Raw genomic sequence first — 22,578 nt, 5'->3', positions numbered from 1 at the left:
TATGAGCGTCGAATCACCCGGTAGTTCACTCTGGCTCAGCTGGCCGCCACGCCGCCCACTGCGGGCAGGGCGCCGACCATGAGCATGATGGCCACGAAGATGGCCAGGCCGATCCGGTAGATGACGAATCCCCGGTAGGAGAAGCGCGAGACAATCTTCAAAAAGGCGATGATGACGATGTATCCCAGCAGGAAGCTGACCACGGTGGCGCAGATGGTGGCCCCCCAGCCGGGGAAGGCGGCGTCCGCGTTGATGTTCTTCAAGGATTTTACCGTCTCGAGGATGCCGGCGCCGAAGACGGCGGGGATGGCCATGAGGAAGCTGACCCGGGTGGCGGACTCGCGGGTGTAGCCCAGGGCGCGGCCGAAGGTCATGGTGCCACCCGAGCGGGATACGCCGGGGATCAGGGCCAGCATCTGCCCGATGCCGAAGAGCAGGGCGTCGCGGGCGCTCATCTGGCGGATCTCCTTGTTCTGGCGGCCGTGGCGGTCGAAGTAGTCCAGCAGCAGGCCGAAGACGATCAGCACCACCACGGTGATCCAGAGGTTGCGCAGCTTGGTCTCGATGATCTTCTGGAAGAGCAGGCCCGCCACCACGATGGGCAGGGTGCCCAGAATGATGTACCAGCCCAGGGCCGCGTCATGGTCCTTGGAGCCCATCCGCTCACGCCAGGAGGAGCCGTCCTTGCCGGCCAGGCAGCGGAACCAGTGGGTCAGTATGCGGGCAATGTCATGCCGGAAGTAGAGCAGGACCGCCAGCTCGGTACCGAATTGGATGATGGCTGTGAAGGCCGCGCCCGGGTCCTGGCCCAGCAGGCCGCCCACGATGCGGATATGGGCGCTGGATGAGACGGGGAAATACTCCGTCAGGGCCTGCACCAGGCCGAACAGAATGGCTTCGAAGAAATTCATGGACCCCTCTTGCTATGTCGGACAACAATGGCAAGCATAGCCACCGCGCAGGGCAGGCAGAGCCAAGGGCCGGGCATGTCTCGCAGAATGCCCACAATGGGTCTTGTCGGAATCGACGACTCGACGAACAGGGGTGTGGATCATCATGGCCAAGACCTACAGAAAATCCAGGGGCGGGGCCCCGGCAGGATTCTTCGAGTGCGAGGGGCGCGGGCTTCAATGGCTGGGCCAGGCCCAGGCGCAGGGCGGTCCCCGGGTGGTGGACGTCTACGACTGGGGCCCGGACTACCTGGACATCGAGGAGGTGACCTCCGCCTCCCCCACGCCCGGAGCGGCCTACCGCTTTGGCGCCCAGCTGGCCCACATGCATGATGCCGGGGCCGACCACTTCGGTTCCGCGCCCGAGGGCTACACGGGCACCTGCTACTTCGGACCCCTGCAGGATCCGCTGCCCATGGACGTGGGTGCCTGGGACGACCCGGCCACCTACTGGGCCAAGGGGCGGCTGGAGCCCATGGTGGGCATGGCCATGGATCGGCGCGCCCTGAACCGCGATGACATGAAGATGACCGAAGAGGTGATCCAGGCCCTGCCGGAGCTGCTGGGCGCTGCCGCCAATGACAAGCCCGCCCGGGTCCACGGGGACCTCTGGAGCGGGAACGTCATGTGGACCAGGAACGACGGGAACACCCAGGCCGTCCTGATCGACCCTGCGGCCCACGGCGGCCACCGCGAGGAGGACCTGGCCATGCTGCAGCTGTTCGGCATCCCCTACCTGGGGCAGATTCTGGACGGCTACCAGAGCGTGCATCCCCTGGCGGCCGGCTACCAGAACCGGACCACGCTCTGGCAGCTCTACGCCATTGCCGGGCACTGCGCCTTCTTCGGTGGCGGCTATGTGAGCGAGTACCGGTCCATGTGCCGGTCGCTGCTGGGCTGACTCAGCCGACTCAGCTGAAGATGTCCTTGAGCTTGCCGAAGATCCCCTTGCGGCCCCCGACTCCGGCAGGCTTGGCACTCTGCGGGACCTGCTTGGCTTCGGAGTCGTGGCTGTTGGCGAAGTCCTCAATCAGGCGGCGCTGATCGTCATCCAGCTTGGTGGGAATCTGGACCAGTACGTGGACGATGATGTCGCCGCGCTCCTCCCGGTTGCCCAGCCTGGTGACGCCCAGGCCCTTGATGGTGATCTCCTGGTCAGGCTGGCAGCCGGCGGGGATGTCCACCTTGCGCTGGCCGTCGAAGGTCTCCAGGTCGACCTGGTGGCCCAGCACGGCCCAGGTCATGGGCACGGCAATCCAGCAGTGCAGGTCCTGGCCGCTGCGGGTGTAGTGCTTGTCGGGCTTGATGGTGATGTCCACATACAGGTCGCCTGCGGCACCGCCGCCCTCACCCACCTCGCCCTGGGAGGCCAGCCGCAGCCGGGAGCCGTCAGCCACCCCTGCGGGAACGTTGACTCCCACCTCGCGGCGGGTGGGCACACGGCCGTGGCCGTTGCAGACCGGGCAGGGGTGCTCGATGATGGTGCCGTGGCCCTCGCACCGCTCGCAGGGGGCCTGGCTCATCATCTGACCCAGCAGGGTCCGTACCACCTTCTGGGCATAGCCCTTGCCGTTGCAGACCGGGCAGGTCACCGGGGAGGTCCCCTTCTGGGCCCCCGAGCCGCCGCATTCCTGGCAGAGGCCGTAGGTGCTGATGGGGGCGCGTACCACGCCCCCGAAGATGGCGGTCTTCATGTCCACGGAGACCTGGGCCAGGGCGTCCCGGCCGGGCTGGGTGCGCGGAATGGGCCCCTGGGTGGTGCCTCCGAAGCCGCCGCCGAAGAACTGGTTGAAGACATCGCCCATGTCGAAGGGGCTGCCCCCCTGGGAGGCCTGGGGATCGTTGGGGTCCACGCCCGCGTCGTACATGCGCCGCTTCTCGGGGTCGGAGAGCACCTCGTAGGCGCTGTTGACCTCTTTGAACTTGTCCTCGTATTCAGGCCCGGCGATGTCCGGGTGGTACTTGCGGCTCATCTTGCGATAGGCGCGCTTGATGTCCTGATCGCTCGCGCCGCGCTCGACTCCCAAAACCTCGTAGTAATCTGCCACCGATCATCCTTTTCGTTTGATGCCCTCTCGACCCATAGTTGCATGGGCCCACGATACCTATGACTTATGCTGCTGCCCTGACGGTCACGGCTCCCCGTCGCCGGCCAGGAAACCGGTCAGATAGGAGGCCACGGCACGAACCGCGCTCATGGTCGCCGGATAGTCCATATGGGTCGGGCCGATGGAACCCACGAAGGCCACGGGCTCGTCCGCTTCGGAGCCGTCGGTCTGCCTGGACCGGGCATGCCCGTATCCGCTGGTCACCACCGAGGCGTGGGCCAGCTCCGGGGTCCGGGTCTCGGTGCCGATGGCCACGCTGACTCCGTTGCTTTCACGTGAGAGCTCGCTCTGGGCCCGCATGAGCCGCATGAGCACCACCTGTTCCTCCAGGGCGTCCAGCAGCGAGCCCAGATCCCCCAGGGAGACCGCCTGGCTGTGGGTCAGCTGGGAGGTGCCGGCCATGTAGAGGCCGCTGGTCTGCTCCCGCGTGGCCATCTCGTCGAAGACCGTGGCCACCAGGCGCAGCATGGACTTGTCTCGGCCCTCGGTGAGGGAGTCGGCCAGCATGCGGCAGCGGTCGGCGGCGCGGTCCAGGGGCAGGTCCTGGCATTGTCTGTTGATCTTGTCGGACAGGTCCGCCAGGGCGTTCGGGTCTTCCTGCAGGGGCCCGTGCAGGGTGCGCTGGACCACCCGGCCGGTGTCGGTGATGACCACCATAAGTACGGTCCCCCGGCTCAGTCCTATAAGCTCGGCCCGGCGCAGGTTCGAGCTGGCCAGGGAGGGCGAGGCCACTACGGCGATCTGCCCGGTGATTTGGGCCAGAAGCCGGGCGGCGTGCTGCAGGGTGTCCTCAAGGTTGACCGACCCGGACAGGAAGGCGTTGATCCCCCGGCGTTGTGCGGCGGACAAGGGCACGATGGTGGCCAGCCTGTCGACGAAGTAACGGTAGCCCTTCTGGGTGGGGATGCGGCCGGCCGAGGTGTGGGGCTGGACCAGGTAGCCCTCGCTCTCCAAAGCCGCCATGTCGTTGCGCACGGTGGCGGAGCTGACTCCAAGCTGATGATTTCTGGTGAGCGAACCTGACCCTACCGGCTCGCGAGAACGAATATAGTCCTCGACGACCGCGCGTAGCACCAGCATGCGTCTGGTATTAGGCAATGTCGCTCCTTCCGTCATGGTTTCATTATTAGCACTCGGGCCATGAGAGTGCCAAAACGTCGTGCGAAGAGCCGAATTGTGTCGTCTCAAACCGATACGATGGAAACGCATTGTGAAGGTAATCGAACATTTTCGACACAAGTCGAACATGAAGACCTCTAGATTGGAAGGAAAGCAGCACCATATGGCAGATTTCACATGGTCCGAACTCGATGAGCGGGCTGTCAAGATGGCCAAGGTCCTCTCGGCCGACGCGGTCGAGAAGGCCGGAAGCGGCCACCCCGGCTCCCCTATTTCGCTGGCGCCCATCGCCTACGCGCTCTACCAGCACTTCATCCGTCACGACCCCAACGACCCTGACTGGGTTGGGCGCGATCGGTTCATTCTCTCCGGCGGCCACGCCTCGCTGACCCAGTACGTGCAGCTTTACTTCTCCGGGTACGGACTGACCCTGGACGATCTGAAGCGCTTCCGCACCGCAGGCACCAGGACCCCCGGCCACCCAGAGTACGGCCTGACCCCCGGCATCGAGATGACCACCGGCCCACTGGGCCAGGGTCTGGCCTCGGCCGTGGGCTTCGCCTATGGTCAGCGTTATGAGCGCGGTCTGCTGGATCCGGACGCACCCGAGGGGCAGTCCCCCTTCGACCATAAGGTCTGGGTCATCTGCGGCGAGGGCGACGTCGAGGAGGGCGTCTCCTCCGAGGCCAGCTCCCTGGCCGGCGACCAGCGCCTGGGCAACCTGACCGTCATCTTCGATGCCAACCACATCCAGATCGAGGGCGACACCCGCATCGCCCTGGGCGAGGACATCCTCAAGCGCTACCAGGCCTACGGCTGGTACACCGACGAGTTCAGCTTCATCCAGCCCGACGGCTCCTACAAGGAGGACGTCGAGGGCCTGGCTGCCGTCCTGGAGAAGGCCGAGCAGGTCACCGACCGGCCCAAGTTCATCAAGGTGGACACCCTGATGGCCTGGCCCACCCCCGGCAAGACCAACGATCCTTCAGCCCACGGCTCAGCCCTGGGCGCCGAGGCCGTCGCCGGCCTGAAGAAGACCCTGGGCTACGACCCTGAGCAGAGCTTCCAGATCGACGAGGAGGCCCTGGCCCACGCCCGCGAGGTCGCCCAGCGCGGTCTGGCCGCCCACAAGGACTGGGACGAGAAGTACCAGGCCTGGCGCAAGGCCAACCCCGACAAGGCTGCCCTCTACGACCGCATCCATGCCGGCAAGCTGCCCGAGGGCTTCGACAAGGCCCTGGACGACCTGGAGGCTGGCTTCGAGCCCGGCTCCAAGGTGGCCACCCGCAAGGCCTCCGGCGCAGTCATCAACGCCCTGGCTCCCATCATGCCCGAGCTCTGGGGAGGATCCGCCGATCTGGGTGGCTCCAACAACACCAACATCAACGGTGCCGTCTCCTTCGCCCCCGAGGCCGACAAGACCGTCCAGTGGCCCAAGGCCAGCAAGTACGGCCGCCAGCTGCACTTCGGCGTGCGCGAGTTCGGCATGGGCGCCATCACCAACGGCATCTTGCTGGGTTCGGACACCAGGCCCTACAACGGGACCTTCTTCCAGTTCAGCGACTATGAGCGCCCCTCGGTGCGCCTGGCCGCCCTGATGGACATCCCCAACCTGTATGTGTGGACCCACGATTCCGTGGCCCTGGGCGAGGATGGCCCCACCCACCAGCCCATCGAGCACCTGACCGCCGTGCGCGCCATCCCCCAGATGGAGGTTGTGCGCCCCGCCGATCAGTACGAGACCGCTGAGGCCTACCGCGCCTTCTTCGAGAAGGACAACACCCACCCCACGGCCATGATCCTGACCAGGCAGGGCGTGCCCACCCTGGAGGAGACCAAGGCCAAGGCCCGCGAGGGCGTGCGCAAGGGCGCCTACGTGCTGGTCGACACCGAGGGCCAGCCCGACGTGCTGATCATGGCCTCCGGCTCCGAGGTGCAGCACGCTGTGGCCGCCTCCAAGAACCTGGCCGAGCAGGGCGTCAAGGCCCGCGTCATCTCCGTGCCCTCGTTGGAGTGGTTCGAGGAGCAGGACGACGAGTACAAGGAAGCCGTTCTGCCCGCCTCCGTCAAGGCCCGCGTCTCCGTTGAGGCCGGACTGGCCACACCCTGGTACAGGTACCTGGGCAGCTATGGCAAGCCTGTCTCCATCGAGCAGTTCGGCCTGCAGGGCAGCGGCGACGAGAACATGCGCGACCTGGGCATCACCGCCGATCATGTGGTCGAAGCAGCACAGGCCTCCCTGGAGGAAGTCCGTCGGGCCCGCTGAACCCGGCATCGTGATCAATCGGGGGCCGTCCGCGACGCCGGCCCCCTCCCCTGCAGGCACGCCCGAAACGCGGGCCTGCGGGAATACAGCAACAGACTTCCCGGTAGTGCATAGTGAATGTGATTCCATCGGGAACCCAAATAAGGAGTGACAAGATGGCAGAAAATGCAAACACCCAGCGCACCAGCGATTCAGGTGTCTCGATCTGGTTGGACGATCTGAGCCGCACCCGCATCGAGTCGGGCAATCTGCAGCAGCTGATCGCCGAGCGCAATGTGGTGGGCGTGACCACCAACCCCTCGATTTTCCAAAAGGCCCTGAGCCAGGTGGGTCCCTATGACGAACAGCTCAAGCAGCTGGGCCGCATCCCCGTCGAGGAGGCCGTCCGCGAGCTGACCACCACCGACGTGCGCAACGCCACCGACATCTTCCGCGAGGTTGCCGAGAAGACCGACTATGTGGATGGACGCGTCTCCATCGAGGTCGATCCTCGTCTGGCCCACAACACCGAAGAGACCGAGAAGCAGGCCGAAGAGCTTTGGAACAAGGTCGACCGTCCCAACGCCATGATCAAGATTCCCGCCACCCTGGAGGGTCTGCCTGCCATCACCGCCACCCTGGCCAAGGGCATCTCGGTCAACGTGACCCTGATCTTCTCCTTGGAGCGCTACAAGCAGGTCATCGACGCCTTCATCGAGGGCATGGTCCAGGCCGACAAGAACGGCCATGACCTGAAGCGCATGGGCTCGGTCGCCTCCTTCTTCGTTTCCCGCGTGGACACTGCGGTCGACAAGCTGCTGGAGGCCAACGGCTCTGACGAGGCCAAGTCCCTGGAGGGCAAGGCCGCTGTGGCCAACGCCCGCCTGGCCTACGAACTCTTCGAGAAGGCCTTTGACAGCGATCCCCGCTGGGCCGACCTGGAAGCCAAGGGCGCCAAGCGTCAGCGTCCGCTCTGGGCCTCCACCGGCACCAAGAACGCCGCCTACTCCGACTGCAAGTACGTGGACGAGCTGGTGGCCCCTGACGTGGTCAACACCATGCCTGAGAAGACCCTGAACGCCCTGGCCGACCACGGCAACGGCGCTCCCTCGGTCAAGGGCACCTACGAGGAGAGCCACCAGGTGATGCAGAAGCTGGCTGACCTGGGCATCAGCATCAAGGACGTGACCGACAAGCTGGAGGCCGATGGCGTCGCCGCCTTCATCGACTCCTGGGATTCGGTCCTCGCCGACGTGCAGAAGGGCATCGACCGCGTCAACGGCTGAGCGCCTGACTGTCAGTCGCTGCTATTAAAGATTGTGCCCCGTCCGGTTTGAACCGGACGGGGCACAATTCGTATCAGTTACTCGGCCTTGGTCTCCTCGACCACCTGCTGCAGGGTGGCGATCAGGGCCGGGCTGTCGTTGGGCATGTTCAGCCTGGTCAGGGTGCCGCCGGCGGACTCGATGGCCTTGGCCAGCTCCATGTCCACGTCGTAGCAGATCTCCAGGTTGTCGGCGATGAATCCGATGGAGGCGGAGACAATGGTCTTCATGCCGCTCTCGGTGATCAGATCTTTGGCCACGGTGACGAAATCAGGCCCGATCCAGGGCTCCTCGGTGCGGCCTGCCGACTGCCAGGCCAGCACGTACTGGTCCTCATTGAGGCCGGCGGCCTGAGCCACGGCATTGGACAGGCCGATGACCTCATCCTTGTAAGGGTCCCCTCCCTGGATGATGCGCAGGGGCAGGGAGTGGGCGCTGAAGATCACCTTGGTGTCCGGCCGGTCGGTCAGATCCTTCTTGGCCACCAGCTGGTCGCTCCAGAAGTGGATCAGCTCCTGGTGGTTCCACCAGGACCGGACCGGCAGGTATTCCATGCCCGGATGGGCCTCGATGGCCTTGCGGGCACGGTTGTGGTAGTCCTCGCTGGAATAGGAGGAGTACTGCGGGGCCAGCGGCAGACCGATGACCCTGGTGATGCCATCGGCGGCAATCTGGTCGACCGCATCCTTGATGAAGGGGGCGATGTATTTCAGCCCCTTGTACACCTTGTAGGCGCCGGGATGGGCCTTGTCCAGCGCAGCCTGGAGGCCGTCGCGCTGGGCCGTGGTGATCCTGGCCAGGGGCGAGGGCAGACCGATGGCCTTGTAGCGGCCGACCAGCTGGTCCATGAGCGGCTTGGGGGGCTCCTGCCCATGGCGGATGTTGGTGTAGTACCCCCTGATGTCGGACTCCTGGTAGGGGGTGCCGTAAGCCATGAGGAGGACTGCTGTAGGTTCAGTCATCAGCAACTTCTTTCTGTGAAAATGGAATGCAGTATGTCAGGCCGATATTGACCAGGGCTATGACGATGACCACCAGGAACATGTTCCTGTAGGAGGCCAGACCGGCCTGTCCGCCCACCTTGCCCAGCTCAATGGCCGAGGCGAAGAGCAGTGGGGCGATGGTGGTGCCGATCTTCTTGCAGGCCGACAGCCCGCCGATGGCCTGCATGCGGTTCTCGGGCCCGGCCAGCCTTCCGGCGATGACTTGGAGCGGCGAGGACATCATGGAGCCCATGCCGACCCCCATCAGGAAGGACAGGACCATGAAGAGCTGCAGGTTGTGCAGGGTCAGGGTGATCACCAGGGCCATCAGGCCTATCAGTGACGACGAAAAGACCAGCGTGGTCCGGTAGCCGAACTTGTCGACCAGAAGACCGCCCAGCCAGGACCCGACCACGGAGCCGAGCCCGACGCCGACCATGACCATGCCGGCCGAGCGGACCGGGAGCCCGAAGACGGAGTGGACATAGGTCGGAATGTAGACGAAGAGGGAGAAGAACATGCCCCCCAGCGTTCCCAGCAGCAGGGTGAGCCCGTAGGAGGGCAGCTTCAGCAGGCGGATGGGAAGGAAAGGCATGGTTTCCTTTGAACCGCCCAGATTGCGCTCATGCACCAGGAAGACCGCGCCGGCCATCACTGTGACCAGGAGGCACCCGATGATCAGGGCCAGATAGGCGGTTCCGTACTGGAGGAAGGTGATCGCCACCATCAGCAGGGCCAGGGCGATGCTGAAGGAGCCCAGGCCCAGGTAGTCGGTCTTCCAGGCGCGGTCGGTCTGGGAGTCGCCCATCATGAACCAGGCCAGAATAAACAGGATGGCCAGGAAGGGCAGCATCATGAAGTAGTAGGCCCGCCATCCATGGGTGATGCCCAGGAGCATGCCCGAAAGGACCGGGCTGACCATGGCGGAAAGGCCGGCGATGATGCCCACCGTGGAGACCTTCCTGCCCTGGTTGTTCCTGCGGGCGCGCTGCAGAAGGACGTTCATGGACAGGACCATGATGCCGCTGTCTCCCAGGGACTGGATGAACCGGCCCAGCAGCATAACCGCATAGTTGGGCGAGACCGCCGTCATCAGACATCCAAGGAACCAGAAGGCCAGCTCCCAGAGGAAGACCTTCCTGGTCCCGTGGGCGTCGGAGAGGTTGGAGGTGATGGGGGTGCCCACCACCAGGCCCAGGGTGTAGAGTCCGACCACCCAGGAGGAGCCCATGGTGGTCAGGCCGAAGGTCCGTGTGATGGACGGCAGCATGGTCGGCACCGCTCCCCCATCCAGCTGGGTGATGAAGACGATGACCATGAAGAACCATATGGGCGTGGAAAGGATCGATCTTCTCTCTCTTGTCGACATGATGTTACTGTCCCATCTGGTCCGTGAGCAGTCTGTCGATGCGCTCGGGATCGGTATGGGTGCCTACCAGGAAATAGGGGAATTCGCCGTAGATGGAACTGGCTTCGATGTAGCGCATCTCGGTGACGATCTTCTTGAATTGGACAGGGTCGTCGGCGAAGAGCGTGACGCCCCACTCGTAATCGTCCAGACCGATGGAACCCGTCAGGATGATGGAGACCTTGCCGGCGTAGGAACGGCCGATCTTGCCATGGTCGTGCATGTAGGCCTTGCGCTGGTCGTAGGGCAGCGTGTACCAGTTGGCTCCGGGCACGCGGGTCTTCGACATGGGGTAGAAGCAGATGTAGGGCTTGTCGGGCGTCTTGGGATGCAGGCTGGCATTGACGTAGGACCAGCCGCGGTCCGTGGTCGGCTTGCCCGAGTAGAGGCCCACCTCGGTGACCGACACATAGGAGATGGACGGCTCCAGGTAATCGGACAGGCGCAGCTTCTCCAGGGAGGTCTCGACCTCCTGCAGCTGATCCAGGGTCTCCCTGAGGACCATCAGGCCTAGGTCGGCCTTCTGCCCGTTGACCTGGCACCAGTAATGGCTTCCCTTGCCCTGGGACTGGACCTCGTCCAGCTGTGCGGCCAGGGCCTTGAACTCATCCAGGCATTCCCGGCGTTCGTCCTGGGGCACTCGGCGCCACTTGGCCCAATCGATTTTCCAGAAGAGGTGAAGGCAAAACCAGCCCTCCAGACTCGGTGCAGCTTGCTCAGCCATGAGCACTTCCTTTCGCTTGCTTAGCTTGCACGACATTGTGTGATGCGCCGCTCATCCGGCACACCGTTTCCACCTTATCCGTTGAGCGACTGAATCGTTGGATTATCGGTGCATAGTGAATGACATATTGTGGTAATAGTCAAGGACTAAGGGCCTTGAACCATAGTCGTCCGGATATGGAAAAACCCCGGTCGATGCCGGGGTCGGGTATTTCAGGTATTGTCTGTCGGAATCAGGCCAGCTTGTACTTGGAAATGAGATCCAAGGCGATGATGATGGCCACCCAGATCAGGGCCACGATAATGGTCAGACGATTCAGGTTCTTCTCGGCTGCGCCCGAGGTGCCGGCGTTGGAGCCGATTCCACCGCCGAACATATCGGACAGGCCGCCGCCCTTGCCCTTGTGCAACAGAATCAGCATGGTCAGCAATATGCTGGCGAGGATGACGACGATTTGAAGCACAATCTTGACAATGGCCACGGCACATACCTCCACGTAAGGAACTGGAAACAAGTATACATACACCCGTCGAAAAACGCATCAGCCCTTGGCGGCCAGTCGCACAATCCGCGCAAACTCCTCTACATCCAGGGAGGCGCCGCCCACCAGAAAGCCGTCCACGTCCGGCTGGGTGATCATCTGGGAGGCGTTCTTGGAGGTGACCGAGCCGCCGTAGAGGATGCGCACGGCCTGGCCGGCCGGTTCCCCGAACTTGCTTGAGATGTGATCGCGGATGGCCCGGGCGGCCTGCTGGGCGGTGTCCGGGGTGGCCACCATACCGGTGCCGATGGCCCAGACCGGCTCATAGGCCACGATCAGGTTGTCCATGTCCTCCTTGGCCAGGTCTCGGGTGACGTCGTTGACCTGACCAACGGCGAAGTCAAGCTGGATGCCCTGGCGACGCTCCTCGTAGCTCTCCCCCACGCAGAGGATGGGCTTCATGTCCGCAGCCAGGACGGCCCGGACCTGGTCGACGATGTTGGCATCGTCCTCGGGATGGTACTTGCGCCGCTCGGAATGGCCCACTATGACGTAACTGCAGCCCAGTTGGGCCAGCATGTCGGCGGACACATCCCCGGTGAAGGCCCCCTGTGCGGTGACGGAGACGGCCTGAGCCCCGTATTCGATGGGCAGGTTGTCGGCCTCCACCAGCACCTGGACGGAACGCAGGGCGGTGAAGGCGGGCATGAGAGCCACCCGGCAGCGCCTGCGGTCGAAATGGGCGTCGCGCAGGAGCCAGGCCAGCTTCTGCACGAAATAGGTGGCTTCCAGGTGGTCGAAGTTCATCTTCCAATTGCCGGCCACCAGGGGAATGCGTGCCATACCAGACCTTTCCATCCGCGCAACAACAGCAATGCCGGGCCGCCGGATGCGAAACCCGGTGACCCGGCATTGCCCGTCTGTCTGCCGATTCTACTCCAGCACCTTCAGACCCGGAAGCTCCTTGCCCTCAAGGAACTCCAGGGAGGCGCCGCCGCCGGTGGAGATGTGCGAGAAGCCATCCTCGGGGAAGCCCAGGTTGCGCACGGCAGAAGCGGAGTCGCCGCCGCCGACGATGGTGAAGGCTCCGGCCTTGGTCGCATCGACCAGACCCTGGGCCACAGCCCGGGTGCCATCGGCGAATGCCGGGAACTCGAAGACGCCCATGGGGCCGTTCCAGACCACGGTCTTGGAGTCCACGATCTTGTCGTGGAAGAGCTTCTGGGAGTCGGGGCCGATGTCCAGACCCATCTTGTCCGCGGGGATGCCGTCGGCAGGAACCACCTGGTGGGGCGAATCCGCCTTGAACTCGTCAGCCACCACGATGTCGGTGGGCAGGACCAGCTCCACGCCCTTCTCGCGGGCGGTGGCCATATAGCCCTTGACGGTGTCGACCTGATCCTCCTCCAGCAGGGAGGAACCGACCTCGTAGCCCTCGGCCTTGAGGAAGGTGAAGACCATGCCGCCGCCGATGACCAGACGGTCGGCCTTGCTGAGTAGGTTCTCGATGACGCCCAGCTTGTCGGAGACCTTGGAGCCGCCCAGGACCACAGTGAAGGGCCGCTCGGGGTTCTCGGTCGCCTTGGACAGGGCCTTGACCTCCTTCTCGACCAGCAGGCCTGCCGCAGAGGGCAGGAACTTGGCCACGGAGTAGTTGGAGCCCTGGGCACGGTGGACCACACCGAAGCCGTCGGAGACGAAGACATCACCCAGGTCGGCGATCTTGCGGGCGTAGGCATCGCGCTCGGCCTCGTCCTTGCTGGTCTCCTCGGAGTTGTAGCGCACGTTCTGCAGCAGGACCACGTCGCCGTCGTTCATGGCGGCCACCTTGGCATGTGCATCGGGACCGTAGGTGTCCTCGGCCAGAGGGACCTGCACGCCCAGCAGCTCGCCCAGGCGGGCGGCCACGGGGGCCAGGCTCAGCTCGGGGACGACCTTGCCCTTGGGGCGACCCAGGTGGGCCATGAGGATGACCTTGGCGCCCTGGCCACGAAGCTGCTCGATGGTTGGCAAGGCGGCGCGGATGCGACCGTCGTCCGTAATGGTGGTGCCGTCCAGCGGCACATTGAAGTCCGCGCGGACGAGCACGCGCTTGCCCTTGAGATCACCGAGGCTCTTCAGTGTTTTCATGCGTATCCTTTCTGACTGCGGGTCCATGCGCCCGCTCCCTTGCCATCGTACTCAGGCAGACCGACCTGTGTGAGCTATCTCACTCTTGTTTGGCCTGTTCCTCGGCCCTCTTCTTTTCGACCTTGGTGGCCAGCTGCAACAGACGGCGGATGCGTCCGGCGATGGCATCCTTGGTGACCGGCGGGTCGGCCAGTCGGCCCAGCTCTTCGAGGGAGGCCTCGCGGTGGTCCAGACGGAGCTGGCCGGCCGCACGCAGGTTCTCGGGGATGTCGTCGCCCAGAATCTCAAAGGCCTTGGTGACCTTGGCGCTGGCCTCGACGGCTGCCTTGGCCGACCGGCGCATGTTGGCATCGTCGAAGTTGGCCAGGCGGTTGGCCTTACCACGGGACTCACCGTCGCTGCGCTTGCCGGTCCACTCCCTGGAGGACTTGGGGGCGCCCATGAGGTTGAGCATGCGTTCGATGACGTCCGGATCGCGCAGGGTGACGCGCTCGGAGCTGCGCACCTGGCGGGCCTTGGCGTTGATGCCCAGACGGCGGGCTGCGCCCACCAGGGCCAGGGCGGCCTCGGATCCGGGGCAGACGATCTCCAGGTAGGAGGCCTTGCCCGGGTCGGACAGCTCGCCATGGGCCAGGAAGGCCCCTCGCCAGGCGGCCTTGACCTGGGCGATGTTGCCGGAGACTATGTCGGCGGGAAGACCGCGAACCGGGTGCTTGCGGCGGTCCAGCAGACCGGTCTGCAGGGCCAGGGCACCGCCAGCCCGCAGCACTCGGACCGAGTAGCGGGTCAGGTTGCCGGTGGGGGCCTGACGCTTGACCTGGATCAGATCGGAATCATGGCCGTAGACGTCCCTGATGGTGTTCTGCAACCACTGCGCTGCCGGCAGGGAATCGAATTGCGCTTCCACCACAATGTGACGCTGAATGATGTGCAGACCGCCGCCGAAGCGGATCATTGCCGCCGATTGCGCTTTCTTGGCAGAGGGGGGTTCGTTGTCAATCGCGGCCAGCTCGCTTTTGACATCATCAAGTAGGGCCAAGAGCCGTCCTCCTACGAAAAAATACTGAAAAATGAATACTTCCTGGCCGCGCGACACACCTGCCGTGCAAACCACCGGATTACTGTGATACCGAATATCTTGGACAAATTGCGCCTTTGGCTATCCGCGGGAACGGTGCGGCAGCTCGCGGGCCGAGACGGTCACCTCCATTCCCCGGGACCGCAGGCGGGCGGCCAAAGCGTCGGCCATGGCCACTGAGCGGTGCTGTCCGCCAGTGCAGCCAAAGGCGATGGTCACATAGTGCTTGTCCTCGCGCGCATAGCCGCTGAGCGCGGTCAAGATGGCGGTGGTGTAGGCGTCCAAAAACTCCTTGGCGCCCTTGCTGGCCATCACATAGTCGCGGACCGGGCCGTCATGGCCGTTCAGGTCCCGCAGCTCGGGGATCCAGTAGGGGTTGGGCAGGAAGCGCACATCGGCGACAAAATCGGCATCGATGGGCAGCCCGTACTTGAATCCGAAGCTCATGATGTGCACGCCCACGGTGGTCGGGCCGGAGCCCAGGACCATTTCGTACAGGCGGGTGGAGAGCTGATGGATGCTCAGGTTGGAGGTGTCGATGACCATGTCGGCACGCTCCTTGAGCCCGCCCAGCAGGCGGCGCTCCTCGCGGATGCCGTCGATCAGGCGGCCCGAGCCCTGCAGGGGGTGGGGTCGGCGGACGGATTCATAGCGTTTGACCAGCACCTGGTCGGAGGCATCCAGAAAGAGGATGCGGCAGCGCACGCCCAGGTCGTCCAGGTGGCTGAGCACGGCCGACAGGTCGTCGAAGTAGGAGCGGGACCGGACGTCGATGACGGCGGCCAGGCGGTGCAGGGAGCTTCCGGCCGAGGTCATCATGTCGACCAGGGGCACCAGCAGGCGAGGTGGCATGTTGTCGACCACATACCAACCCATGTCCTCCATGGAGTCGGCGGCGCGGGAGCGGCCTGCGCCGGACATGCCCGTGATCAGCAGTACCTCGAAGCCTGCGAAGGGCGGTTTTTCCGTCGTCATCGTCATGCCTCCCTCAAGGCTTGGTCCATGGCGGCCACCGGTACAGCGGCCAGGTGTCGCTCGGTCATCAGCGCCACCTGACGCACGGCTTGATAGAGCAGCATGCGTTCACCGCTGATGGCCCGGGCGCCCGGCCGACGGCAGAAGGCTCTCATGAGCGGGGTGGGCCGTGGGTCATAGACCACATCCAGAAGGACCGGGCCCATGCGGCTGCCGCCATCAGCCGTATTGAACAAATCGGCCAGGGGATCGGCTGCACCCGAAGGCAGGGTGGAGACGACGATATCAGCCTTGGTCAATGCTCTTTCAGCTGCCTCAGCCCGGTCCATGGCGGTCACGGTTGGTTCAGGCAGGCCCAATCGGGAGGCAAGGTCCAACATGTGGTCGCAGTGCTTTGGGTTGCGGGCCAGCAGGTCCACATGTTCGGCCCCCAGCACCTTCAAGGCGCAGAAGGCGGACTCGGCGGTGTTGCCGTTGCCGATGACCAGGGCCCGCGCTCCCCCGTATGGTTGGTCGGGCAGCCGGTCCTGCCGACCCTGACCGGCTGCCTCAAGCAGGGCGGCCAACTCGTCAGGGTCCTCGTCGGCCCGGCAGCGGTCGGCAGCCTCCAGCAGGGCGGCCACAATTCCCTCCACGTCGGTGTTATACAGAGACAGCCCATTGGCTGGGCCACCCTGTGCAAAGACTGCTGTGTTGGCCACGCCCAGGGTGCTGGACCAGCAGTCACGAAAATCGCCCAAGGGGCCGACGGCACTCTTCAAGGGCATGGTCAGGCTGAGACCGGCCCAGGTCGGGTCGAGGCCGTGGATAAAGTCCGCCAGGCCGTCAGCGTCCATGCGCACACGGTCGTAGCGCCAACCGTCAAGGCCCAGTGCGGCGTAGGCCGAGCGATGCAGGAGGGGCGAAAGGGAATGGCTGATGGGGTCGCCCAGAACGGCACAACGACAATCAGGTCCATTCATGTCTGCAATCACGCACCAATCAAGATCAGGGCATGGCCTTCTGCCAGCCTTCTGGGCCATTTTATCGCTGGCTGTCCCCGGCCTGGTCCTGGTCGCTGTGCAGGGCCCGGTAGATGGCCTCGGCCTTGGCGGAGCCGATGCCCTTGACGGCCTCAAGCTCCTCCTGGGAGGCCTGACGCATGCGCTTGACCGAACCGAAGTGATTGAGCAGCTTCTTCTGGTAGGCGGGGCCGATGCCCGGAATCTCGTCCAGGGCCGATCGCAGGGCACCCTTGCGCCGGGTCTGCCGGTGATAGGTGATGGCGAACCGGTGGGATTCGTCGCGCACCCGTTGCAGCAGGTACATGCCCTCGGACTGGCGCTTGAGGATGATGGGATAGTCGTCGTCAGGCACCCAGACCTCCTCCAGGCGCTTGGCCAGGCCGCACAGGGCCACATCGTCCACCCCGCAGTCGTGTAGGGCCCGGGCTGCGGCGGTCACCTGGGGCTTGCCGCCGTCGACCACGACCAGGTTGGGCTTGTAGGCGAAGTGACGGGCGGTGGTGTTCTGCTGGACGATGGCGCCCTCCTCCTGCTCCACCAGTTCGGGTGCCTTGTCGCTGGCCTTTCGCTCAGCCTCCATGCTGTCACCGCTGTCGCCCGCGATGTTGCCGTGGCGGAAGCGTCGGGTCAGGGTCTCGTAGATGGCGCTCATGTCGTCCACAGCGCCCTTGCCGTCCTCGCCGCGGATGGCGAATCGACGGTATTCGGACTTCTTGGGGACAGCGTCCTCGAAGACCACCATGGAGGCCACCTGGAACTGGCCGCCCACGGTGTTGGAGATGTCGTAGCACTCGATGCGCAGCGGGGCGCGGTCCAGTCCAAGGGCCTTGGCCACATCGTTCATGGCCTGGGTGCGGGTGCCCATGTCGCTCATGCGGCTGAGCTTGCTGCGCTGCAGGGCCTGGCGGGCGTTGGCATTGGCCCGGTCCATCAGGGACTTCTTCTCACCCCGGCTGGCCACCCGGATGGTCACTGCGGAACCGCGCAGCTCACGCAGCCACTCCTGCAGGTCGCCGGTCCGATCCGGCTGGATGGGGACGATGACCTCGGGAGGCACCGGCGAGATGGGGGCCAACAGGTCGGCGCGTCCGGTCTGATCCTGATGCTGGTGTCGGCTCCTGGTGGCCTTGGCCCGGGCTTCGGCGTCCAGGGCCGTGACCTTCTGGGTGGAGCCCATGGCATCCCTGTCCTGGCTGATGGAGACCTGGGTATCTGAATCTCCGGGCAGCTTGTGCAACTCGCTGTCGTTCTCATTCATCAGGTCCGAGTAGACCTGCACCAACAGGTCGCTGATCAGCTCGCTGTCGGAGACGTCCTCCACCCGCTCCACGCTCCAGTTACGTTCGCCCCGGATGGCTCCCGAGCGCACGAAGAAGGCGTGGACCGAGGCCTCCAGTTCGTCAGAGGCCACGCCGAAGACGTCCACATCCACGTTGGAGGCGAAGGCGACGGCATTCTGCTCGATGACCGTGTCCAGCATGGCGATCTGGTCGCGCAGACGGGCGGCCTTCTCGAAGTCCAGCTCCTTGCTGGCCTTCTGCATGCTTCTGGTCAGCCCGGCCCGGTAGCTCTTGCCCAGCCTTCCGGTGATGACCCCGGTCAGCTCCGTGCACAGACGCCGGTGGTCGCTGGCGCTGATCCGGCCCACACAGGGTGCCGAGCACTTGCCGATGGAGGCCAGCAGGCAGGGGCGGCCGCTGAGCTTGGCCTTGCGGAAGACGCCGGGGGTGCAGGTGCGCACCGGATAGGTCTTGAGCAGGGCATCCAGGGTGTGCTTCATGTCCCAGACCTTGGCGTAGGGGCCGAAGTAGCGGGTGTCGTGCCGCTTGCGCACGCGGGTCATCCACACCCGGGGGAACTCCTCGCCCACGGAGACGGCCAGGTAGGGGTAGGTCTTGTCGTCGCGCAGCTTGACGTTGAAGTGTGGATCGAACTCCTTGATCCAGGTGTATTCAAGGGTCAGGGACTCCAGGTCGGTGCCCACCACGGTCCACTCCAGGCTCCGGGCCGTCAGCACCATGGTCTGGGTGCGCGGGTGCAGGTTTTCCAAGGGCTGGAAGTAGTTGGTCAGACGGTTGCGCAGGTTCTTGGCCTTGCCCACGTAGATGACCCGGCCGTCGCCGTCCCGCCACTTGTAGACGCCCGGCTGGGTGGGGATGTCGGAGGTCTTGGGGCGGAAGAGGTCCCGGCTGTCTCCCAGCAGGGGCGCGCCGTTCTTGTTGACGCCGGTCGTGGTGCCGGTGGCGGACTCCTCCTCCAGGGCTTGGGCGGTGCGTCGCCATACCTGCGGCGTGTGCCGCTCGAAGCAGCTGCGGGTCATGATCGTGCAGCCTTGGCGACCTTGGCGGGATCAAGCATGGGCTTGAGGTACTTGCCGGTCCAGCTGTCCGGATTGGCGGCCACCTGCTCGGGAGTGCCCTGGGCCACCACGGTGCCGCCGCCGTCGCCGCCCTCCGGTCCCAGGTCGATGATCCAGTCGGCGGTCTTGATTACATCCAGGTTGTGCTCGATGACGATGACCGTGTTGCCCTTGTCGACCAGGCCGTGCAGGACCTTGAGCAGCTTGCGGACATCCTCGAAGTGCAGGCCCGTGGTGGGCTCGTCCAGGATGTAGACGGTCTTGCCGTCGGAGCGCCGCTGTAGTTCGGTGGCCAGCTTGACCCGCTGTGACTCGCCTCCGGACAGGGTGGGTGCCGGCTGGCCCAGACGGATGTAGCCCAGGCCCACGTCAACGAGAGTGTCCAGATAGCGGGCGATGGAGGGATAGGCCTTGAAGAAGTGGGCGGCCTCCTCGATGGGCATATCCAGCACGTCCGAGACGGTCTTGCCGTTGTAGGTGACCTCCAGGGTCTCCCTGTTGTAGCGCTTGCCGTGGCAGGTCTCGCACTGCACGTAGACGTCGGGCAGGAAGTTCATCTCGATCTTGATGGTTCCGTCACCGTGGCAGGTCTCGCAGCGGCCGCCCTTGACGTTGAAGGAGAAGCGGCCCGGACCATAGCCGCGCACCTGGGCCTCGGGGGTCTTGGCGAAGAGCTGGCGGATCTTGTCCCAGACGCCGGTGTAGGTGGCCGGGTTGGAGCGCGGGGTGCGGCCGATGGGGTTCTGGTCCACATGGATGACCTTGCGCACCTGGTCCACGCCCTCCACCCGGGTGTGCTTGCCGGGCACGATGCGGGCGTTGTTGAGCTGGTCGGCCAGGACCGGATAGAGGATGGAGTTGACCAGGGTGGACTTGCCGGAGCCGGAGACGCCGGTGACCAGGGTCATGACCCCCAGCGGGAAGGAGACCTTGAGGTTCTTCAGGTTGTTCTCGCGAGCCCCCACCACGGTCAGCTGACGGGTCTTGCTGGTCTTGCGGCGGCGCTTGGGCACCTCGATGGAACGGCGACCGGCGATGTAGTCGGCGGTGATTGAGCGGGAGGCCTTGACCAGGTCCTGCGAGCGCCCGGAGAAGATGACCTCCCCGCCATGCTCGCCGGCCCCCGGGCCGATGTCGACCAGCCAGTCGGCCTGGCGGATGGTGTCCTCGTCGTGCTCGACCACAATCAGGGTGTTGCCCAGGTCGCGCAGCCGCTGCAGGGTCTTGATCAGCCGGTCGTTGTCCCGCTGGTGCAGGCCGATGGAGGGCTCGTCCAGCACGTACATGACGCCCACCAGGCCCGAGCCGATCTGGGTGGCCAGGCGGATGCGCTGCGCCTCGCCGCCGGAGAGGGTGGCCGCCGCCCGGGACAGGGTCAGATAGTTCAGACCCACGTCGTTGAGGAAGCGCAGGCGGGCGCGGATCTCCTTGAGGACCTCGCCGGCGATCTTGGCCAGGGCGCCCTCCATGTGCAGGCCCTCCACCCACTTCAGGCTGGCGGACACGGCCATGTCGCAGACCTGGGCGATGGACAGGCCATCCACGGTCACGGCCAGGACCTCGGGCTTCAGGCGCTTGCCCTGGCAGACCTGGCAGGGCACCTCTCGCATATAGGACTCGTAATACTGCTTCATGGGCTGCGAGTCGGTCTCGTCGTGGCGGCGCATCAGGGTGCGGACCACGCCCTCGAACCCGGTGGTGTACTCGCGCAGGCGGCCCCAGCGGTTCCGGTAGGAGACGTCCACCTTGAAGTCGTGCCCGTACATGACGGCATGACGGACCTCCTCGGGCAGGTCCTTCCAGGGGGTCGAGGTGGAGAAGCCCATCTCCTTGGCCAGGCCGTCCAGCAGATGGCCGTAGAAGCGCTGCTGGCTCTTGGTGCCGCTCCAGGGCTCCACAGCCCCGTCCTTGAGGCTCTTCTCCGGGTCGGGCACCACCAGCTCGGGGTCGATCTCCAGGTTGAATCCCAGGCCGGTGCAGGCCGGGCAGGCTCCATAGGGGGCGTTGAAGGAGAAGGTCCTGGGCTCGATCTCGTCCAGCTCCAGCTCGTGGCCGTTGGGGCAGGACCGCTTCTCGGAGAAAGGCTGGCGGCGCTCGGGGTCCTTGGCATCCAGATCCACGAAGTCGGCCACCACGGTCCCCTTGGCCAGCCTCAGTGCTGTCTCCACGGAGTCGGTCAGCCGCTGGCGCATGCCCTCGCGGATGACCAGCCGGTCCACCACCACCTCGATGGTGTGCTTCTTCTGCTTGGTCAGCTTGATGGAGTCGGACAGCTGGTGCATGTCCCCGTCGATGATGGCCCGGGAGTAGCCGTCGGAGCGCAGAAGCTCCAGGGTCTCCACAAACTCGCCCTTGCGGCCCTTGACGATGGGTGCCAGCAGCTGGAAGCGGGTCCCCTCCGGTCTGGACATGAGGGTGTCGACGATCTGCTGCGGCGACTGGGCGCGTACCTCGGCCCCGCAGACAGGGCAGTGGGGAATGCCGGTCCTGGCGAAGAGCAGGCGCAGGTAGTCGTAGACCTCGGTGATGGTGCCCACCGTGGACCGGGGGTTGCGGTTGGTGGTCTTTTGGTCGATGGAGACGGCCGGGCTCAGACCCTCGATGAAGTCCACATCGGGCTTGTCCATCTGCCCCAGGAACTGGCGGGCATAGGCGGAAAGGGACTCCACGTAGCGGCGCTGCCCCTCGGCGAAGAGGGTGTCGAAGGCCAGGGAGGACTTGCCGGAGCCCGACAGACCGGTGAAGACCACCATCCGGTTGCGGGGTATGGACAGGTTGACGTTCTTGAGGTTGTGGGCCCGGGCCCCTTGGATGACGATCTTGCGGTCGTTGGGCACCATGGACAGGTCCGCCACCAGGGACCCCTTGGATTCGATCATGCGCGGGTTCTCGATGGCCGCGTCCACTGTCGACTTAGGCTTGTTCTGCTGCTTCACGTGCTTCCCATCCGCTTCCCTGAAGACCCATGGCCAAGGCTGAGGCCAAAGCCTGACCATAATATCGCCGGGGCCGAATAATTCGAACAGGTGTTCGACGACGGCTTAGATGGCCTGGTCCGGCGGATTCAGGGGCGGATGGCCGCAGCCGTTGAGGAAGCAGTCGTGCTGGTGGTCGTTGATCATGCCGGCCGCCTGGAGGAAGGAGTGGACCGTCACCGGTCCCAGGAAGCGCAGGCCCAGGTCGCGCATGTCCTTGCAGACGATGGCCGACAGGTGGTCGTAGCGCGGTATTGAAGGATCGTCCGTGTAGTCGTGGTTAATGGTCCGGCCGCCGGTGAAGGACCAGCAGTAGCGGTCGAATCCCTCCCCGGGAAATCGGCGGGCGATCAGGGCGGCATTGGCCACGGTGGCTTCGATCTTTCGACGATTGCGGATGATGGCCGGGTCGGCCATGAGACGGTCGATGCGGTCGGCATCGAAGGCGGCGACGGCCTGAATATCGAAGTTGTCGAAATCCTTGAAGAGGGCCTGGCGGCGATGCAGGACCAGCTGCCAGCTGAGCCCGCACTGGAATATCTCCAGGGAGAGCATGGCGAAGAGCCTCTGGGAGCCGTGCAGGGGGCGGCCCCATTCATGGTCGTGGTAGCTGCGCATGAGCGGGTCGTCCACCTGTGCCCAGTCGCATCGATATAAGGGTTCGGTCATTCGCACTCCCCTATCCAGTGTTTGGGTTCAGGCTAGCACCGACGG

At 64.8% G+C, this 22,578-nt stretch carries 18 protein-coding genes; 3 read left to right on the top strand and 15 right to left on the bottom strand.

Annotated elements, in window-relative coordinates; all coding sequences use genetic code 11:
- Positions 1 to 35: 35 nt before the first annotated feature.
- Positions 36 to 911, bottom strand: coding sequence for an undecaprenyl-diphosphate phosphatase (locus tag H3U89_RS07820; protein WP_029678827.1), 876 nt, complete (start codon positions 909 to 911; stop codon positions 36 to 38).
- Positions 912 to 1,056: 145 nt separating this feature from the next.
- Between H3U89_RS07820 and H3U89_RS07815 the strand changes: the two genes are divergently transcribed.
- Positions 1,057 to 1,851 carry a fructosamine kinase family protein gene (locus H3U89_RS07815; protein WP_198179650.1) on the top strand — a complete coding sequence of 265 codons (795 nt, stop codon included), beginning with the start codon at positions 1,057 to 1,059 and terminating at the stop codon, positions 1,849 to 1,851.
- A 10-nt stretch (positions 1,852 to 1,861) separates the two neighbouring features.
- On the opposite strand, the gene dnaJ is transcribed toward H3U89_RS07815, so the two are convergent.
- Together dnaJ and hrcA are read right to left on the bottom strand one after the other, a co-directional pair.
- Entirely contained in the window at positions 1,862 to 2,998 is a 1,137-nt protein-coding gene (gene dnaJ / locus H3U89_RS07810) for a molecular chaperone DnaJ (RefSeq protein ID WP_198179652.1), read from the bottom strand.
- Positions 2,999 to 3,082: 84 nt separating this feature from the next.
- Positions 3,083 to 4,156 (bottom strand): heat-inducible transcriptional repressor HrcA, encoded by a 1,074-nt coding sequence (gene hrcA, locus H3U89_RS07805; protein ID WP_144085722.1) that lies wholly within the window; start codon positions 4,154 to 4,156, stop codon positions 3,083 to 3,085.
- A gap of 184 nt (positions 4,157 to 4,340) precedes the next feature.
- On the opposite strand from hrcA, the gene tkt reads away from it, so the two are divergent.
- Together tkt and tal are read left to right on the top strand one after the other, a co-directional pair.
- Positions 4,341 to 6,443 (top strand): transketolase, encoded by a 2,103-nt coding sequence (gene tkt, locus H3U89_RS07800; RefSeq protein WP_198179654.1) that lies wholly within the window; start codon positions 4,341 to 4,343, stop codon positions 6,441 to 6,443.
- Positions 6,444 to 6,598: 155 nt separating this feature from the next.
- Positions 6,599 to 7,708, top strand: coding sequence for a transaldolase (tal, locus tag H3U89_RS07795; RefSeq protein WP_198179656.1), 1,110 nt, complete (start codon positions 6,599 to 6,601; stop codon positions 7,706 to 7,708).
- A 77-nt stretch (positions 7,709 to 7,785) separates the two neighbouring features.
- Here tal and hemH read toward each other — a convergent pair whose 3' ends face one another.
- From hemH to H3U89_RS07735, 12 genes are all read right to left on the bottom strand, one after another.
- Positions 7,786 to 8,709, bottom strand: a complete 924-nt coding sequence (gene hemH / locus H3U89_RS07790; protein ID WP_198179658.1) for a ferrochelatase — start codon at positions 8,707 to 8,709, stop codon at positions 7,786 to 7,788.
- Entirely contained in the window at positions 8,702 to 10,099 is a 1,398-nt protein-coding gene (locus tag H3U89_RS07785) for an MFS transporter (RefSeq protein ID WP_198179660.1), read from the bottom strand. Before H3U89_RS07785 ends, hemH begins: the two co-directional genes overlap by 8 nt.
- A gap of 4 nt (positions 10,100 to 10,103) precedes the next feature.
- Positions 10,104 to 10,862 carry a hydrogen peroxide-dependent heme synthase gene (gene hemQ, locus H3U89_RS07780; RefSeq protein WP_198179662.1) on the bottom strand — a complete coding sequence of 253 codons (759 nt, stop codon included), beginning with the start codon at positions 10,860 to 10,862 and terminating at the stop codon, positions 10,104 to 10,106.
- A 232-nt stretch (positions 10,863 to 11,094) separates the two neighbouring features.
- Complete coding sequence (secG, locus tag H3U89_RS07775) at positions 11,095 to 11,343, bottom strand: preprotein translocase subunit SecG (protein WP_045935382.1); 249 nt, start codon at positions 11,341 to 11,343, stop codon at positions 11,095 to 11,097.
- Positions 11,344 to 11,403: 60 nt separating this feature from the next.
- Entirely contained in the window at positions 11,404 to 12,186 is a 783-nt protein-coding gene (tpiA, locus tag H3U89_RS07770; RefSeq protein ID WP_198179664.1) for a triose-phosphate isomerase, read from the bottom strand.
- A gap of 90 nt (positions 12,187 to 12,276) precedes the next feature.
- Positions 12,277 to 13,473, bottom strand: coding sequence for a phosphoglycerate kinase (locus H3U89_RS07765; RefSeq protein ID WP_198179666.1), 1,197 nt, complete (start codon positions 13,471 to 13,473; stop codon positions 12,277 to 12,279).
- A gap of 79 nt (positions 13,474 to 13,552) precedes the next feature.
- Positions 13,553 to 14,512 (bottom strand): DNA-binding protein WhiA, encoded by a 960-nt coding sequence (gene whiA, locus H3U89_RS07760; protein WP_045935384.1) that lies wholly within the window; start codon positions 14,510 to 14,512, stop codon positions 13,553 to 13,555.
- A gap of 120 nt (positions 14,513 to 14,632) precedes the next feature.
- A complete protein-coding gene (gene rapZ / locus H3U89_RS07755) occupies positions 14,633 to 15,526 on the bottom strand; it encodes an RNase adapter RapZ (protein ID WP_156149590.1) in 894 nt (297 codons plus the stop codon).
- A 2-nt stretch (positions 15,527 to 15,528) separates the two neighbouring features.
- Positions 15,529 to 16,488: a shikimate dehydrogenase family protein gene (locus tag H3U89_RS07750; RefSeq protein ID WP_198179668.1), complete on the bottom strand. Its 960-nt coding sequence runs from the start codon at positions 16,486 to 16,488 to the stop codon at positions 15,529 to 15,531.
- 61 nt (positions 16,489 to 16,549) lie between these two features.
- Positions 16,550 to 18,850, bottom strand: coding sequence for an excinuclease ABC subunit UvrC (gene uvrC / locus H3U89_RS07745; protein WP_154313501.1), 2,301 nt, complete (start codon positions 18,848 to 18,850; stop codon positions 16,550 to 16,552).
- Positions 18,847 to 21,768 carry an excinuclease ABC subunit UvrA gene (gene uvrA / locus H3U89_RS07740; protein WP_198180548.1) on the bottom strand — a complete coding sequence of 974 codons (2,922 nt, stop codon included), beginning with the start codon at positions 21,766 to 21,768 and terminating at the stop codon, positions 18,847 to 18,849. The genes uvrC and uvrA overlap by 4 nt, the downstream gene beginning before the upstream one ends.
- Before the next feature lie 162 nt (positions 21,769 to 21,930).
- Complete coding sequence (locus H3U89_RS07735) at positions 21,931 to 22,533, bottom strand: DNA-3-methyladenine glycosylase I (protein WP_045935387.1); 603 nt, start codon at positions 22,531 to 22,533, stop codon at positions 21,931 to 21,933.
- Between the last annotated feature and the right edge of the window lie 45 nt (positions 22,534 to 22,578).

Source organism: Bifidobacterium sp. W8104, assembly GCF_016100735.1.
GTDB lineage: Bacteria > Actinomycetota > Actinomycetes > Actinomycetales > Bifidobacteriaceae > Bombiscardovia > Bombiscardovia choladohabitans.
The sequence above is the reverse complement of the archived record's forward strand: the minus strand, read 5'-3'. Positions and strand labels throughout refer to the sequence as shown.

Coding starts and splice junctions, on each gene's coding strand:
- tal (WP_198179656.1), top strand. CDS start 6,599: ATGGCAGAAAATGCAAACACCCAGCGCACCAGCGATTCAGGTGTCTCG.
- tpiA (WP_198179664.1), bottom strand. CDS start 12,186: ATGGCACGCATTCCCCTGGTGGCCGGCAATTGGAAGATGAACTTCGAC.
- uvrA (WP_198180548.1), bottom strand. CDS start 21,768: ATGATCGAATCCAAGGGGTCCCTGGTGGCGGACCTGTCCATGGTGCCC.
- H3U89_RS07820 (WP_029678827.1), bottom strand. CDS start 911: ATGAATTTCTTCGAAGCCATTCTGTTCGGCCTGGTGCAGGCCCTGACG.
- tkt (WP_198179654.1), top strand. CDS start 4,341: ATGGCAGATTTCACATGGTCCGAACTCGATGAGCGGGCTGTCAAGATG.
- H3U89_RS07785 (WP_198179660.1), bottom strand. CDS start 10,099: ATGTCGACAAGAGAGAGAAGATCGATCCTTTCCACGCCCATATGGTTC.
- hemH (WP_198179658.1), bottom strand. CDS start 8,709: ATGACTGAACCTACAGCAGTCCTCCTCATGGCTTACGGCACCCCCTAC.
- hemQ (WP_198179662.1), bottom strand. CDS start 10,862: ATGGCTGAGCAAGCTGCACCGAGTCTGGAGGGCTGGTTTTGCCTTCAC.
- uvrC (WP_154313501.1), bottom strand. CDS start 18,850: ATGACCCGCAGCTGCTTCGAGCGGCACACGCCGCAGGTATGGCGACGC.
- H3U89_RS07765 (WP_198179666.1), bottom strand. CDS start 13,473: ATGAAAACACTGAAGAGCCTCGGTGATCTCAAGGGCAAGCGCGTGCTC.
- H3U89_RS07815 (WP_198179650.1), top strand. CDS start 1,057: ATGGCCAAGACCTACAGAAAATCCAGGGGCGGGGCCCCGGCAGGATTC.
- rapZ (WP_156149590.1), bottom strand. CDS start 15,526: ATGACGACGGAAAAACCGCCCTTCGCAGGCTTCGAGGTACTGCTGATC.
- H3U89_RS07750 (WP_198179668.1), bottom strand. CDS start 16,488: ATGAATGGACCTGATTGTCGTTGTGCCGTTCTGGGCGACCCCATCAGC.
- H3U89_RS07735 (WP_045935387.1), bottom strand. CDS start 22,533: ATGACCGAACCCTTATATCGATGCGACTGGGCACAGGTGGACGACCCG.